Below are 14,827 nucleotides of genomic sequence, written 5' to 3'. Positions count from 1 at the left end.
CCACGGAGGCCCTTGCTAGGCCCAGGGGCGCCTGTTTCCGCTCCAGTAGAGTAGGGGCGATGAGCACTGTAACTCCGACTGCGAGCGCGGCCTCCCGCGACGCCGCCCTGAGCCGTTTCGTCGCGGTGATCCCCGCAGGCGGTGTCGGTACCCGGCTGTGGCCCCTGTCCCGCGCTGCCGCGCCGAAGTTCCTCCACGACCTCACGGGGTCTGGGAGCACGCTCATCCGCGCTACCTATGATCGGCTCAAGCCCCTCGCCTCGGGCCGGTTCCTCGTCGTTACCGGCCAGGCGCACCGGGCGGCCGTGTGCCATCAGATCCCCGAGCTCGACTCCGCAGACCTCGTGCTCGAGAGCGAGCCCAAGGACTCGGGCGCGGCCATTGGCCTTGCCGCCGCGATCCTGCACCGCCGCGACCCCCGGACGATCATGGGGTCGTTCGCCGCCGACCAGGTGATCAGTCCGATCCAGGTGTTCCAGCAGGCCGTGCTCGAGGCGATCCACACGGCGGCTTCGGGCGATCGCGGGAAGATCGTGACAATCGGCATCCAGCCCACCCATCCGTCCACCGGGTTCGGCTACATCCGCGGCGGGGACGCCCTCGACGTCGAGGGCGCACCGAGCGCCCGCGAGGTCGCGGAGTTCGTCGAGAAGCCGAGCCTCGAGGTCGCGGAGAAGTACCTCGCGTCAGGCGAGTACCTCTGGAACGCCGGCATGTTCGTCGCGCCGGTCTCGCTCATGCTCGAGCACCTGGAGGCGAACCAGCCGGAGCTCTACGCCGGCCTCACCGAGATCGCGGAGGCGTGGGACACGCCCGCGCGCGATGAGGTGACGGCGAGAGTGTGGCCGACCCTGCCGAAGATCGCCATCGACTACGCCGTCGCCGAGCCCGCGGCGGCAGCCGGGGACGTCGCCGTCGTCCCCGGTGCCTTCCGGTGGGACGACGTCGGCGACTTCGCCGCCATCGGCCGCCTCAACAGCGCCCGCGAGGGCGACGCCGTCACCGTGCTGGGTGAGGGCGCCCGCGTCTTCACCGAAGATGCGAGCGGGATCGTCGTCTCGGACACGAAGCGCGTCATCGCGCTCATCGGGATCGAAGACGTTGTCATTGTCGACACTCCGGACGCTCTCCTCGTGACCACGAAGGAACACGCGCAGAAGGTCAAGGGTGCGGTCGCCGCGCTCAAGGCCAGCGGCGACACCGACGTCCTGTAGACGCCGAGAGCTCCGTACGCGTAACGGCCGCTGGGCCAAACGCTGGCGAACAAGGCGTGGCGCTAGAGTGAACGGGTGCGCAATTACACCACGGAAGCGGACCCGACGCCCCTCGTCGGCCCCCGTCTCGAGAATCTCCTTCCGGACCTCATCGCCTTCCGTCGGGACCTCCATGCGCACCCCGAGCTGAGCTTCCAGGAGTTCCGGACCACCGACAGGATCGTGGCGACCCTCGAGGCCGCGGGCCTTCAGCCGCGGAGGCTCGACGGCACGGGTGTGGTCGTCGACGTGGGGGAGGGCCCGATTGCGACGGCGCTCCGCGGCGACATCGACGCGCTCCCGATCATCGAGGAGACGGGCCTTCCCTTCGCGTCCCTCAACCACGGCGTCACTCACGCCTGCGGGCACGACGTGCACACGACCTGCGCGCTGGGCGCAGCCTTGGTGCTCGCCGAGCAGCACCGCGAGGAACCGCTGGGCGCCACCGTCCGCGTCGTGTTCCAGCCCGCCGAGGAGACCATGCCCGGCGGGGCCCTCGCCTGCATCGAGCAGGGCGTGCTCTCCGGGGTCCCCCGCATCATGGCACTCCATTGCGATCCGCGCATCGAAGTCGGCCGGATCGGAACGCGCATCGGTTCGATCACCTCGGCATCGGACACCATCCGCATCGAGCTCCAGGGTCGCGGCGGCCACACCTCCCGGCCGCACCTCACTGAGGACCTCGTGTTCGCGCTCTCGCAGATCGCGATCAACGTTCCTGCGGTCCTCTCGCGCCGCGTCGACGTGCGCAGCGGCGTCTCGATGGTGTGGGGGCAGATCTCGGCAGGTTCCGCGCCCAACGCCATTCCCGCCGTCGGCCATCTCGCAGGCACCATGCGCTGTCTTGACCGAGAAGCATGGCACAGCGCGGGGGAGCTGCTGGATGAGGTCGTGGAGCAGGTCGCCGCGCCCTACGGGGTCGACGTGCGGCTCGAGCACACGCGGGGCGTGCCGCCAGTGGTGAACTCGGAGCACGAGACCGCGCTCATCGAAGCGGCCGCGCGGGCCGAACTGGGCGAGGACGCCGTCGTGCTCACGCCGCAGTCGATGGGCGGAGAGGACTTCGCCTGGTTCTTGGCGGACGTCCCCGGCTCGATGTTCCGTCTCGGTACGCATGTGCCCGGGGGCGAGGAATACGATCTGCACCGCGGCGATCTGATCGTCGACGAAGGCGCGATCGGCTGCGGCGTTCGCGTCCTGGCGGCTGCTGCGCTGCGGAGCATCCGCGACCTCTGAGCTCGTCCGCCCTACGCGCGGGTAACGAATCACGAACAATGGGCGTGCGGGGGCGAGGCTCTCTGTCTGAAAGTGATGTTTCCCACTATCGTGCTCTTGTACCGTGCGGGCCGCGGTACCGCCCGGGCTGCCCCATGCCACGGGCGTACCTCGCGCACCTGTGGAGGAATACGTGAGCTCACTTCGTCACCGGCTCGCCAGGAAGAGCCTTCTGGGCGTCGCCGCGGTCGGCGCATCTGCCCTCGTCCTGGCCGGCTGCGGTGCCCCTCCGCCGTCGGGCGGTTCCTCGGGGGGAACCTCGGCGGCCAACTCCAGCTACCTCGGCTGCATGGTCTCCGACTCGGGCGGCTTCGACGACAAGTCGTTCAACCAGTCCGGCTACGAAGGCCTCCAGCAGGCCGTCAAGGACCTGGGAATCCAGGAGAAGCACGTCCAGTCGAAAGCAGATACGGACTACGATCCCAACCTTCGCTCGATGGTGCAGGCCGGCTGCAAGCTCACCGTCACGGTCGGCTTCCTCCTCGGCGATGCGACGAAGAACATCGCGACGGCCAACCCCAACAGCCACTTCGCGATCATCGACTACTCTGACCCCTCGTTCCCGAAGAACGTCAAGCCGATCGTGTACGACACGGCGCAAGCGGCCTTCCTCGCCGGCTATCTCGCCGCAGGCGTTTCCAAGAGCGGCAAGGTCGCGACCTTCGGCGGACTCAACATCCCGACCGTGACGATCTTCATGGACGGCTTCGCCGACGGCGTCAAGTACTACAACCAGAAGAAGGGCAAGTCGGTCCAGCTTCTGGGGTGGGACAAGGACAAGCAGGACGGCGTCTTCGTGGGCGACTTCAAGTCCATCGACAAGGGGAAGGTACTCACGCAGGGCTTCCTCCAGCAGGGTGCGGACATCGTCCTTCCCGTGGCCGGGCCGGTCGGCGCGGGCGCTGGCTCGGCGATCCTGGAGGCGAAGGCAGCCGGTACGAACGCCAAGCTCATCTGGGTCGACTCGGACGGCTACCTCACGGCCCCGGACTACAAGTCGATCCTGCTCACCTCGGTCCAGAAGACGATGGCCACCGCCGTGGAGAGCGTCATCAAGGACGACACTCAGGGCAAGTTCGATGCGAAGCCCTACGTGGGGACGCTCGCGAACGGCGGCGTGGCCCTGGCGCCCTACCACGATCTCGACTCCTCGGTGCCCTCTGACCTCAAGAGCGAGATCGATCAGCTCAAGAAGGACATCACCTCGGGCACGGTGAAGGTCAGCTCGAAGTCCAGCCCGGTCTCGGGCAGCTAGCTCGAGTCCGCTTCCACCCCTGACGCCGCCCGCCTTCCCGGGCGGGCGGCGCGGCATCCAGGACAGGCTATGAAACTGGAATTGCGCGGCATCACCAAGCGCTTCGGCACCCTCGTCGCCAACGATCACATCGATCTCGTGGTCGATGACGCCCAGGTCCACTGCCTCCTGGGAGAGAACGGGGCGGGGAAGTCGACGCTCATGAATGTTCTCTACGGCCTCTATGAGCCCAGCGAGGGCGAGATTCTGGTCGATGGGCGCCCGGTCGTCTTCCGCGGGCCGGGCGATGCGATGGCGGCGGGCATCGGCATGGTACACCAGCATTTCATGCTGGTCCCGGTGTTCACGGTCGCGGAGAACGTGGCCCTCGGCGCCGAGTCGACCAAGGCGGCCGGCTTCCTTGATCTCGAGACAACCCGCGCCAAGATCCGCGAGATCTCCAGACGTTACGGTTTCGACGTGGACCCCGACGCCCTCGTCGAGGACCTGCCCGTCGGTGTCCAGCAGCGAGTCGAGATCATCAAGGCACTGGTCCGAAACGCCAAGGTCCTCATCCTCGACGAACCGACCGCCGTCCTCACTCCGCAGGAGACGGACGAACTGCTCGAAATCATCGGCGAGCTCAAGGCCTCCGGCACGTCCATCATCTTCATCTCGCACAAGCTGCGCGAGGTGAAGGCCGTCGCGGACGTCATCACCGTCATCCGGCGCGGAAAAGTCGTCGGCGACGCCCCGCCGTCGGCCGCTCCCGCCGAGCTTGCCTCGATGATGGTGGGCCGGCAGGTGAGCCTGAGCCTTGACAAGGCACCCGCCAAGCCGAAGGAGAAGACGTTCGTGGTGCGCGACCTCACCGTCGTCGCCCCAAACGGCCAGCACGTGGTCGACGGCGTGAGCTTCGACGTCGCGCAGGGAGAGATCGTCGCCGTGGCCGGCGTGCAGGGAAACGGCCAGACAGAGCTGACCGAGGCAATTCTTGGGCTGCACCGGCATGCGACCGGTTCGGTGCAGCTCGACGGGAAGGAACTCCTGGGCAAGTCGGTGAAGGACGTCCTGGGGGCCGGGGTCGGATTCGTCCCCGAGGACAGGAGTCACGACGGCCTCGTCGCTGCCTTCAGCGTCGCGGAGAACCTCGTGCTCGATCTCTACGACCGCGCTCCCTTCGCCCGTGGACTCGGCATGAAGCCCTCACGGATCGAGGCCCAGGCCAAGGAGAAGATCGCCGAGTTCGATATCCGCACCCCCTCGGCGGATGTTCCGGCATCGACCCTTTCCGGAGGCAACCAGCAGAAGGTCGTGATGGCACGGGAGCTGTCGCGCCCGCTGCGACTCTTCATCGCATCCCAGCCCACCCGCGGCGTAGATGTCGGCTCGATCGAGTTCCTCCACCGGCGGATCATCGCCGAACGAGACCATGGCACCCCGGTCATGATCGTCTCAACCGAACTCGACGAGATCCTCGAACTCGCCGACCGCATCGCCGTTCTCTACCGCGGCCGGCTCATGGGCATCGTGCCCGGGGGCACTCCGCGAGACACGCTTGGACTCATGATGGCGGGCATGACGGCGGAGGAGGCGGCCGCGCATGCCGCCCAGACTTCAGGAGAGAACCATGGCTGAGGCACCCCAGGCCCCCGAGACGGCCCAGCCGCCCTTGCCCACCGGTCCGGCGGTCCCAGCCCCGGGGCTGGTGGATGAACGCGAGCCGGTCCTGCGTCGGATCGCCACCGGAACGCCCATGGTGTCCCTCCTCTCGGTCGTGCTTGCCATCGTCATCGGCGGGATCCTCATGGCGGTCACGAACCCCCGCGTCGCAACTTCCGCCGGCTATTTCTTCGCGCGCCCCTCGGACACCATCACCGAGATCTTCCGGCCGTATGCCGCGCTCGTCCAAGGCTCGATCTTCAACTGGCAGGGAGCGGACGTCGCGGCCCAGCTCTACCCACTGGCCGAGACCCTCACGGTCTCGACCCCGCTCATCTTCGCAGGCCTCGGCGTGGCGCTCGCCTTCCGCGCCGGCCTCTTCAATATCGGCGCCCAGGGCCAGCTCATCTTCGGCGCCCTCTTCGGCGCGTACGTGGGCTTCAGCTGGCATCTGCCCTTCGGTCTTCACCTGCTGGTCGTCGTTCTCGCCGGCATTCTGGGCGGAGCGCTGTGGGGCGGTATCGTCGGCCTGCTCAAGGCGCGCACCGGCGCCCACGAGGTGATCGTCACCATCATGTTCAACTACGTCGCGAGCTTCCTCCTTCTGTTCCTGCTCACCACCCCGGCATTCCAGCGGAAGGGCTCCACGAACCCCATCTCCCCGTTCCTGGATCAGACCGCTCTTTTCCCCGAGCTGCTCGGGCCGCAGTTCAGACTCCACGCGGGCTTCATCCTCGCGATCCTCGTCACGTGGGGCGTGTGGTGGATCCTCAGCCGGTCCACCGTCGGGTTCGAGTTCCGGGCGATCGGCGCCAACCCGAATGCGGCCCGTACCGCCGGGGTGAACGTGGGCCGCGCCACGGTCGTCGTCATGGCCCTCGCGGGCGCGCTGGCGGGGCTGTCCGGAATTGCCCAGGTGTCGGGCACGGAGAAGTACCTTTCCGCCGGCGTCGCGGCATCGATCGGCTTCGACGCCATCACCGTCGCGCTGCTCGGGAGGTCGACGCCGTGGGGCACCTTCTTCGCGGGCCTCCTGTTCGGCGCGTTCCGTGCGGGCGGAGTCTCGATGCAGGCAGTCACCCAGACGCCGATCGATATCGTCCTGGTCATCCAGTCCCTCATCGTCCTCTTCATCGCCGCGCCGCCGCTCGTCAGGGCGATGTTCGGCCTGAATCCGAGGAGACCGAAGCGCAAGGCTACCCCTGCGGCGACGAGCGGAGCGGCATCATGAGCACGTTGGCCACAGCGCCGGCGCAGAGCGCCCCAGCCAGCAGGGCGATGGTGAGCTGGAAGGCTCCCATCGGCCTCGGAATCCTCGCCATTGCGGGAACTGTCATGTTCGGCATCTTCGCGGGCTCGAAGAGCGCGGCATTCGGCATCGTGGACAGCGGACGCGCCTCGTCCGTCCTCGCCGCGTGGCTCGCCTTTGTGGTTGCGCTTGCGGCAGCGGGGTGGCTCGGGTCGGTCTGGTTCCGCGCCCGTCGAACCGGCAAGCCCCTCGAGAGGTGGATCCCGCCCACTCTGGCGGCCGCCGTCGTCGTCCTTGTGCTGGCCCTCCTCGGTGTGGCTGGAGTCACCGTGATCACGGTGAGCTCACCCCTGATCGGATGGATTGCCGCACTCGTGATGCTCGGGGTCGCGGGCTGGTCGGCGTGGCTCGCGCCGCGGGGCCGAAAGCTGCCACCCTGGGCGGCTGCGGCCTTCGCGGTGGCGTTCGTGGTGGGGTTCCTTGTCTGGATCGTCGCCGGAGGCCGTGACGCAACGCCATTCATCTCGCTTGCGGGACTTCTCGCCGGAGCGGTGACCCTCGCAGTCCCGCTCGTGTTCGGATCCCTTTCAGGGGTCTTGTGCGAGCGCTCGGGGATCGTCAACATTGCCATCGAGGGTCAGCTTCTCATTGGCGCGTTCTCTGCGGCCGTGGGCGCTACCGTCACCCACAGCGTCTACGCGGGCCTTGTGGCTGCCGCGATAGCCGGCGCTCTCGTCTCTCTGGTGCTCGCTGTCGTGAGCATCAAGTACCTCGTGAACCAGATCATCGTCGGCGTCGTGCTGAACGTGCTCGTGGTCGGGCTCACGAACTTCCTCTTCTCCACGCTGCTCACCGCCAACCCGGAGGGCCTCAACAAGCCTCCGCACCTCAGCAGCATCGAGATTCCTGTCCTGGCCGACGTCCCGCTCATCGGGCCCATCCTGTTCCGGCAGTCGCTCGTCGGATACCTCATGTACGTCGCCGTGATCGTCGTGTACGTAGGCCTCTTCCACACACGCTGGGGACTTCGGGTCAGGGCAGTCGGCGAACACCCGCAGGCCGCGGACACCCTCGGTGTGAACGTCAATCGCACGCGGTTCTGGAACACCGTCATCGGAGGAGCGGTCGCCGGCATCGGCGGCTCGTTCTTCACCCTCGTGGCCGTCGACGCGTTCAGCAAGGAAATGTCGGCCGGTCGCGGGTACATCGCGCTCGCAGCGCTCATCTTCGGCCGCTGGAACCCCATTGGGGCGTTCCTCGCCTCGCTCCTCTTCGGCTTTGCCGATAACCTGCAGAGCGTCATCACGATCATTGGCTCGCCTGTTCCGAGCCAGTTCATGGCCATGCTCCCGTATGTCGTGACGGTCTTCGCCGTCGCGGGACTCGTGGGCCGTTCGCGTCCGCCAGCGATGGAAGGTATTCCCTATGTCAAGGGCTGAGACGGTCGCCAGCAGACAGGCTGTCGACTGGGAGCTGCTCGCGGATCTCGCGCGGTCGGCCATGCGGCGTGCCTACGCGCCGTATTCGCGCTTTCCCGTGGGGGCCGCGGCTCTCCTCGACGATGGCCGGACGGTGTCCGGCTGCAACGTCGAGAACGCTTCCTACGGCCTCACCCTCTGCGCCGAGTGCACCCTCGTCGGCCAGATCCAGATGAGCGGAGGCGGGCGCATCAGGGCCTTCACGTGCGTTGACGGCGAGGGGAACGCTCTCATGCCGTGTGGGCGCTGCCGCCAGCTCCTCTACGAATTCCGGGGGCCGGGCATGGAGGTCATGACGACGCGCGGCGTCCGCTCCATGGAGGACGTGCTGCCCGATGCTTTCGGGCCTGAGAACCTCGAGGACGAATCGAAGGGCTTCCTGTGAGCGCCCAGTCGACCGGAAGCCCGAGCGGCGAGCCCTTTGACGCCGTCGATGTGATCCGGACCAAGCGCGACCGCCACGAACTCTCGGACGCCCAGATCGACTGGGTGGTGGACGCGTACACCCGTGGTGTCGTTGCAGATGAGCAGATGTCTGCACTGGCCATGGCAATCCTGCTCAACGGCATGACCCATCGCGAGACGGCCCGCTGGACTGCAGCGATGATCGCCTCGGGGGAGCGGCTGGACTTCTCCGGGCTCCGCGGGGCGAATGGCCACCCACGGCCCACCGCGGACAAGCACTCCACGGGCGGGGTCGGGGACAAGATCACCCTTCCGCTGGCGCCGCTTGTCGCGGCATTCGGGGTCGCCGTTCCGCAGCTCTCGGGCCGGGGCCTTGGGCACACGGGCGGCACGCTCGACAAGCTCGAGTCGATCCCCGGGTGGCGCGCCGCCCTCTCGAACGAGGAGATGCTGAGCCAGCTCGGCGACATCGGCGCCGTCATCTGCGCTGCCGGCAGCGGTCTCGCGCCCGCGGACAAGAAGCTCTACGCACTGCGCGATGTGACGGGCACGGTCGAGGCGATCCCACTCATCGCGTCATCGATCATGAGCAAGAAGATCGCTGAGGGCACGGGGTCGCTCGTGCTCGACGTGAAGGTGGGATCCGGCGCGTTCATGAAGGACGAGGCTCAGGCCCGTGAGCTCGCTGAGACCATGGTCGCTCTGGGCAAAGACGCCGGCGTCAACACGGTGGCCCTCTTGACGAACATGGCGACGCCGCTCGGGTTGACAGTGGGCAACGCGATCGAGGTCGAGGAAACGCTGGAGGTTCTCGCCGGGGGAGGCCCGGAGGACGTCGTGGAACTCACGGTGCGGCTCGCCGAGGAGATGCTCGCCTGCGCCGGTGTGCACGACGCCGATCCGGCCCAGGCGCTCAAGGACGGCCGCGCGATGGATGTGTGGCGGAGGATGATCGCGGCTCAGGGCGGAGACCCTGACGCCTCGATGCCGAGGGCGAAGGAGTCCGAGGTGGTGTACGCCGCCGCCGACGGCGTGCTGGTGGAACTCGATGCCCTGAAGATCGGTGTTGCAGCCTGGCGGCTCGGGGCTGGCCGGGCCCGCAAGGAGGACCCGGTGCAGGCTGGGGCGGGCGTGCGGCTGCACGCCAAGCCGGGGGCGTTCGTGCGGGCGGGAGAACCGCTGATGACCCTGCTCACTGACACTCCGGAGCGCTTCGGGAGAGCGAGGGAAGCCGTGCAAGACGCTGCGGTGATCGCACCTGCGGGTTCGCGTCCGGCCCAACGTCTTGTCATCGACCGAATCGCATGACAATCTGAAATAGACCTTAGCGGTGTCAGGGGACAGCACCGCTACGCAGAAAACCACTCCTGCGGATGGCAGCATGTACCGAGGCATGCGACACTGAATTGAGGCCCACCGCGCAAGGAGCACCACCGCATGCTGGACGTCATCGACCACGCGATTCTGCATGCCGCTGGCCAATGGTGGATCTACCCGATCCTGCTCGTTTTCTTCTTCATCGACGGGTTCGCGATGATCGCCCCCAGCGAGACGCTCATCGTCGCCCTTGCAGCCTACTGGCGTCACAGCGGAGAACCGAATCTGTGGATCCTCGGGGGAACTGCGCTCATCGGGGCGATTGCCGGCGACAACGTGGCCTACCTCTTGGGGCGGCGGATCGGCACTGACCGCTGGAAATGGATGCGCCGTGCCAAGGTGCAGAAGGTCTTCGGATGGGCACGCCACGAGCTGGACAAGCGCGGCGCCGTCCTGATCTTCACCGCGCGCTACATCCCTTGGGGGCGCGTGGCGGTCAACTACGTCGCAGGGTCCACGCGGTTCCGCCACCGCACCTTCTTCTGGCTGGATGCGTTCGCGTGCCTCACCTGGGTGGCCTATTCCCTCGGGGTGGGCCTCCTCGCGAGCTCGTTCCCCTGGCTGCACCACAACCCGCTCCTGAGCGTTGTGGTTGCCGTGGTCTTCGCGCTGGTCCTCGGCGTCATCCTGGACCATGTGATCACGGTCTTCCACCGCTGGCGCGATGCGAAGGACGCCGAGCGGGCGGCCCAGCGGGCCGCCATGGCGCACCGGGCCCACCTCATCCTCCACCCGGAAGACGCCGCACCGGACGACTACGCACCGCACCCGGAGGCCTCCACCCCGCCAACTGGTGCGCACCACGGCCCTTCCCTAGAGTTGGACCGTGACTGAGCCGATCATCGACGCTGCCCCCGACCTGACCTTCGACCTGCGCTCCCTCCCCAAGGTTTCCCTGCACGACCATCTCGACGGCGGACTGCGCCCGGCGACGATCATCGAGCTCGCGGCGGAGATCGGACATGACCTGCCGTCCACCGATCCCGTGGCGCTCGCCCAGTGGTTCCGCGAATCCGCCGACTCGGGGTCGCTTCCCCGCTATCTCGAGACGTTCGACCACACGATCGCCGTGATGCAGACGGAGCCCGCGCTGCGGCGCATCGCGCGGGAGTTCGTCGAGGATCTCGCCGACGACGGCGTGGTGTACGGCGAAGTGCGCTGGGCGCCCGAACAGCATCTGACCCGAGGCCTCACCCTCGACCAGGCGGTCGAGGCGGTCCAGGCCGGGATCGAGGAGGGCGTCGCAAGGGTCGAGGAGACGGGCCGAGTGATCGCCGTCGGCCAGCTCATCACGGCTATGCGCCACGCCGATCGCGCGCAGGAGATCGCGGAGCTCGCCGTGCGGCAGCGGGACCGTGGCGCCGTCGGGTTCGACATCGCGGGGGCCGAAGACGGCTTCCCGGCATCCCGCTTTGCCGATGCGTTCACCTATCTGGCACGCCACAACTTCCCGGCCACGGTCCACGCGGGAGAGGCCGCCGGGCTCGAGAGCATCCAGTCGGCGCTCGTGGATGGCCGCGCGCTCCGGCTCGGCCATGGCGTGCGTATCGCGGAGGACATCGCTGTCGACGACTCCGGGGAGGTCGACGAGGACGGCGTGCCGATTCTCGACGTGAGCCTCGGGGAGCTTGCCGCCTGGGTCCGCGACCGTGGCATCACGCTCGAGATCTGCCCGTCGTCGAACCTCCAGACCGGCGCGATCGCGCGCTGGGGCGAGGACATCCTCGACCACCCGATCGACATGCTCTATGAACTTGGCTTCAAGGTCACGGTGAACACGGACAACCGCCTCATGAGCGGCGTGACGCTCACCGACGAGTTCGAGCTCCTGGTCGAGGCCTTCGACTACGACCTCGACGACCTCCTGGAGCTGACGCTCAACGCGGCCGAGGCTGCGTTCCTGCCGCTCGAGGACCGTGAGGACCTCGTCGAGTACATCAATGAGGCGTACGCGAACCTCGGCGCGTAGCGGTTCCGGGAGGATCTGGGGTGAGTGCCGCCGTCGACCGCCTCGTGGAGGTGGTCCGGCTCCTGCGGGAGCATTGCCTCTGGACAGCCGCGCTCACCCACGCCTCCCTCGTGGAGTACCTCGTCGAGGAGTCGTACGAGCTGGTCGAGGCCATTGAGGACGGGCACCCCGAGGAGGAGCTGAAGGGCGAGCTCGCCGATGTTCTCCTGCAGGTGGTGCTGCATTCCGAGATTGCGCGTGAACGAGGTGCGTTCGATTTGGATTCCGTCGCCGAGGCGCTGACCGCCAAGATGGTGCGCCGCAACCGCCACGTCTTCACTGCCGACGGCGGCCTTCAGCCGAGCTTCCCCGCGACCGTCGAGGAGATCATCGCCTCGTGGGACGCGGCGAAGGCGGAGGAGAAGGCTGAGCGCGCCTCCGCGGCGGAGCGCGACGACGTGCTGCCGGCGGGGAGGGCAGCCGACGACGGCGTTGAAGGCCTTCCGCGGCACCTGCCGGCCTTGGCGCTGGCCGACAAGGCAATCGGGCGGGCTGAACGGCGTCGTGCTTTGAACGGTGTGCCGCACGCTGCAACGAGTGAGCCGATCTCGGCCCCACACCACCCGATCTCGGCGAGGTTTGGGGACGAGGACGAACTCGGGCAGTTGCTCCTCGAGGTTGTCCGCGCGGCACGGGCGAAGGGACTGGATCCGGAGCGGGCCCTCCGCTCGGCGGTCCGCCGCATGCCGTCATAAGCCCCGGCGCAGGGGCCAAGCGAGTCACAGTGTCGCAAGCTTCCCCTGCGACCACTAGGCTGTGGGTGACACCGAGGTCATCCGCGTGTAACTCACGCGTGCCCAAACGCTCCGATCACCATTGCTCACCATTGCAAGGAGTTCATCCATGGCCCTTATCGATGCCATCCACGCCCGCGAGATCCTGGACTCCCGCGGCAACCCCACGGTCGAGGTCGAGGTCCTCCTGAGCGATGGCTCGCTCGGCCGCGCAGCCGTTCCCTCCGGCGCCTCCACCGGAGAATTCGAGGCAGTCGAGCGCCGCGACGGCGACAAGGGCCGCTACCTCGGCAAGGGCGTCCAGCAGGCCGTCGAGGCCGTGGTGGACCAGATCGCGCCCGCCCTCCAGGGCTTTGACGCGACCGACCAGCGGGCCATCGACCAGGCAATGATCGATCTCGACGGCACGCCGAACAAGTCGAACCTGGGCGCGAACGCGATCCTCGGCGTCTCGCTCGCCGTGGCCAACGCGGCGGCCGACTCGGCAAACCTGCCGCTGTACAAGTATCTGGGCGGCCCGAACGCCCACGTCCTCCCGGTTCCGCTCATGAACATCCTCAACGGCGGCTCGCACGCCGACTCCGATGTGGACATCCAGGAGTTCATGGTGGTCCCGCTCGGCGCAGAGACGTTCTCGGAGGGCCTCCGCTGGGGGGTCGAGGTCTACCACTCCCTCAAGAGCGTGCTCAAGGAGAAGGGCCTCGCGACCGGCCTGGGCGACGAGGGCGGCTTCGCGCCGAACCTGCCGTCCAACCGCGCTGCGCTCGAGCTCATCACCGAGGCGATCAAGAAGGCCGGCTACGAGCCCGGCCAGGACATCGCGCTCGCCCTCGACGTCGCCTCCTCCGAGTTCTATCAGGACGGCGCCTACCAGTTCGAGGGCCAGTCCCGCACGGCGGCGGACATGAGCACGTACTATCAGGAGCTCGTGCGCGACTTTCCGCTCGTCTCCATCGAGGACCCGCTCGATGAGAACGATTGGGACGGCTGGAAGACCCTCACCGAAGCGATCGGCGACAAGGTGCAGCTCGTGGGCGACGACCTCTTCGTCACCAACCCGAAGCGCCTCCAGCAGGGCATCGACGCGAAGACCGCCAACTCGCTGCTCGTGAAGGTCAACCAGATCGGCTCCCTCACGGAGACACTCGACGCCGTGTCCCTCGCCCAGCGCGCGGGCTACACCACCATCACGTCGCATCGCTCGGGCGAGACCGAGGACACGACGATCGCTGACATTGCCGTCGCCACGAACGCCGGCCAGATCAAGACGGGTGCCCCGGCCCGCTCCGAGCGCGTGGCCAAGTACAACCAGCTGCTCCGCATCGAGGAAGAGCTCGACGACGCCGCACGCTACGCGGGTCGCGGCGCCTTCCCGCGCTTCAAGGGCTGACCCGGCAGGGCATCCCGCGGATTCGTTCCGGCGGCGGCTATGGTTGAACGAGACCATGGCCGCCGCTGACGTTTGAAGGGAGACCCATGGCTACGCGACGCCCATCAGTTCCACGGGCCGCCCGGGCAGGCGGTTCTTCGGCAGCATCCCACTCATCTCCCCGCTCAGCTCAACCGGAGGCCGAGCCAAGCACAGCGCCACGCTCGACGGCGGCGAGACGGCCAGCGCCGTCGGCCGCCCCGACGCATTCCTCGCGGGATTCGCGGAAGACTGGTGCGTCCGTCAAGACTCGGCCGTCCGCCGCCAGCCGCGTGGCCCCGCCGAGCCTGGATGATGGGCCGGTTCCGGCGCGTGCCTTCTCGGGCCGCATCTTCGCCCTCATCCTGGTGCTCGTTGCCGTCACGATCATGCTCGCCCCCACGGTTCGCGTGTTCTTCAGCCAGCGCGCCGAGATCCAGTCGATCCAGGCCGACATCGCGGCCAAGCAGAACGACCAGGCGAACCTCAAGACGCAGATCTCCCGGTGGCAGGATCCTGCCTACATCCAGCAGCAGGCCCGGGACCGGATTAACATGGTCATGCCGGGCGAGACGTCCTACTGGGTCTTCGGTGACGACGGCACGTCGTCCTCACCCAGCAGAACGTCGGGGGCCTCCGGCACCGGATCGACCTCGTCGGGCGTCCCGTGGACCCAAGCCCTCTGGGACGCCGTGCGCCGCGCCGGGACGGAGTGAGCCCGCGACCCGGCGCACCCTGAGAAAG

At 67.7% G+C, this 14,827-nt stretch carries 13 protein-coding genes; all 13 read left to right on the top strand.

The window, feature by feature from the left end; translation table 11 throughout:
- The first annotated feature begins 59 nt into the window (after positions 1 to 59).
- The 13 genes from E5679_RS09435 to E5679_RS09375 all read left to right on the top strand — a co-directional run bounded on the left by E5679_RS09435 (position 60) and on the right by E5679_RS09375 (position 14,799).
- Complete coding sequence (locus tag E5679_RS09435; RefSeq protein WP_138415114.1) at positions 60 to 1,214, top strand: mannose-1-phosphate guanylyltransferase; 1,155 nt, start codon at positions 60 to 62, stop codon at positions 1,212 to 1,214.
- A gap of 75 nt (positions 1,215 to 1,289) precedes the next feature.
- The gene (locus tag E5679_RS09430; RefSeq protein ID WP_138415112.1) at positions 1,290 to 2,489 is read left to right on the top strand and encodes an amidohydrolase; all 1,200 of its coding nucleotides are present in this window, start codon (positions 1,290 to 1,292) and stop codon (positions 2,487 to 2,489) included.
- Positions 2,490 to 2,661: 172 nt separating this feature from the next.
- Positions 2,662 to 3,783 (top strand): BMP family lipoprotein, encoded by a 1,122-nt coding sequence (locus E5679_RS09425; RefSeq protein ID WP_138415110.1) that lies wholly within the window; start codon positions 2,662 to 2,664, stop codon positions 3,781 to 3,783.
- A 69-nt stretch (positions 3,784 to 3,852) separates the two neighbouring features.
- A complete protein-coding gene (locus E5679_RS09420; RefSeq protein ID WP_138415108.1) occupies positions 3,853 to 5,400 on the top strand; it encodes an ABC transporter ATP-binding protein in 1,548 nt (515 codons plus the stop codon).
- Positions 5,393 to 6,655, top strand: a complete 1,263-nt coding sequence (locus E5679_RS09415) for an ABC transporter permease (protein ID WP_138415106.1) — start codon at positions 5,393 to 5,395, stop codon at positions 6,653 to 6,655. Before E5679_RS09420 ends, E5679_RS09415 begins: the two co-directional genes overlap by 8 nt.
- Positions 6,652 to 8,112 carry an ABC transporter permease gene (locus E5679_RS09410; protein WP_249336041.1) on the top strand — a complete coding sequence of 487 codons (1,461 nt, stop codon included), beginning with the start codon at positions 6,652 to 6,654 and terminating at the stop codon, positions 8,110 to 8,112. Before E5679_RS09415 ends, E5679_RS09410 begins: the two co-directional genes overlap by 4 nt.
- On the top strand, positions 8,099 to 8,536 hold the full coding sequence (locus E5679_RS09405; protein ID WP_138415104.1) for a cytidine deaminase: 438 nt from the start codon (positions 8,099 to 8,101) through the stop codon (positions 8,534 to 8,536). Before E5679_RS09410 ends, E5679_RS09405 begins: the two co-directional genes overlap by 14 nt.
- Positions 8,533 to 9,864 carry a thymidine phosphorylase gene (locus E5679_RS09400; RefSeq protein ID WP_138415102.1) on the top strand — a complete coding sequence of 444 codons (1,332 nt, stop codon included), beginning with the start codon at positions 8,533 to 8,535 and terminating at the stop codon, positions 9,862 to 9,864. Before E5679_RS09405 ends, E5679_RS09400 begins: the two co-directional genes overlap by 4 nt.
- A 132-nt stretch (positions 9,865 to 9,996) precedes the next feature.
- Positions 9,997 to 10,767 (top strand): VTT domain-containing protein, encoded by a 771-nt coding sequence (locus E5679_RS09395; protein ID WP_171042318.1) that lies wholly within the window; start codon positions 9,997 to 9,999, stop codon positions 10,765 to 10,767.
- Positions 10,760 to 11,902 carry an adenosine deaminase gene (locus tag E5679_RS09390; RefSeq protein ID WP_138415098.1) on the top strand — a complete coding sequence of 381 codons (1,143 nt, stop codon included), beginning with the start codon at positions 10,760 to 10,762 and terminating at the stop codon, positions 11,900 to 11,902. The genes E5679_RS09395 and E5679_RS09390 overlap by 8 nt, the downstream gene beginning before the upstream one ends.
- Positions 11,903 to 11,922: 20 nt before the next feature.
- Positions 11,923 to 12,636, top strand: a complete 714-nt coding sequence (locus E5679_RS09385; RefSeq protein WP_138415096.1) for a MazG nucleotide pyrophosphohydrolase domain-containing protein — start codon at positions 11,923 to 11,925, stop codon at positions 12,634 to 12,636.
- A gap of 148 nt (positions 12,637 to 12,784) precedes the next feature.
- Complete coding sequence (gene eno / locus E5679_RS09380; protein WP_138415094.1) at positions 12,785 to 14,065, top strand: phosphopyruvate hydratase; 1,281 nt, start codon at positions 12,785 to 12,787, stop codon at positions 14,063 to 14,065.
- 311 nt (positions 14,066 to 14,376) lie between these two features.
- On the top strand, positions 14,377 to 14,799 hold the full coding sequence (locus E5679_RS09375; protein ID WP_249336040.1) for an FtsB family cell division protein: 423 nt from the start codon (positions 14,377 to 14,379) through the stop codon (positions 14,797 to 14,799).
- The last annotated feature ends 28 nt before the right edge of the window (positions 14,800 to 14,827 follow it).

It is taken from the genome of Sinomonas gamaensis (assembly GCF_005876955.1).
GTDB lineage: Bacteria > Actinomycetota > Actinomycetes > Actinomycetales > Micrococcaceae > Sinomonas > Sinomonas gamaensis.
The sequence above is the reverse complement of the archived record's forward strand: the minus strand, read 5'-3'. Positions and strand labels throughout refer to the sequence as shown.

Coding starts and splice junctions, on each gene's coding strand:
- E5679_RS09435 (WP_138415114.1), top strand. CDS start 60: ATGAGCACTGTAACTCCGACTGCGAGCGCGGCCTCCCGCGACGCCGCC.
- E5679_RS09420 (WP_138415108.1), top strand. CDS start 3,853: ATGAAACTGGAATTGCGCGGCATCACCAAGCGCTTCGGCACCCTCGTC.
- E5679_RS09415 (WP_138415106.1), top strand. CDS start 5,393: ATGGCTGAGGCACCCCAGGCCCCCGAGACGGCCCAGCCGCCCTTGCCC.
- E5679_RS09410 (WP_249336041.1), top strand. CDS start 6,652: ATGAGCACGTTGGCCACAGCGCCGGCGCAGAGCGCCCCAGCCAGCAGG.
- E5679_RS09405 (WP_138415104.1), top strand. CDS start 8,099: ATGTCAAGGGCTGAGACGGTCGCCAGCAGACAGGCTGTCGACTGGGAG.
- eno (WP_138415094.1), top strand. CDS start 12,785: ATGGCCCTTATCGATGCCATCCACGCCCGCGAGATCCTGGACTCCCGC.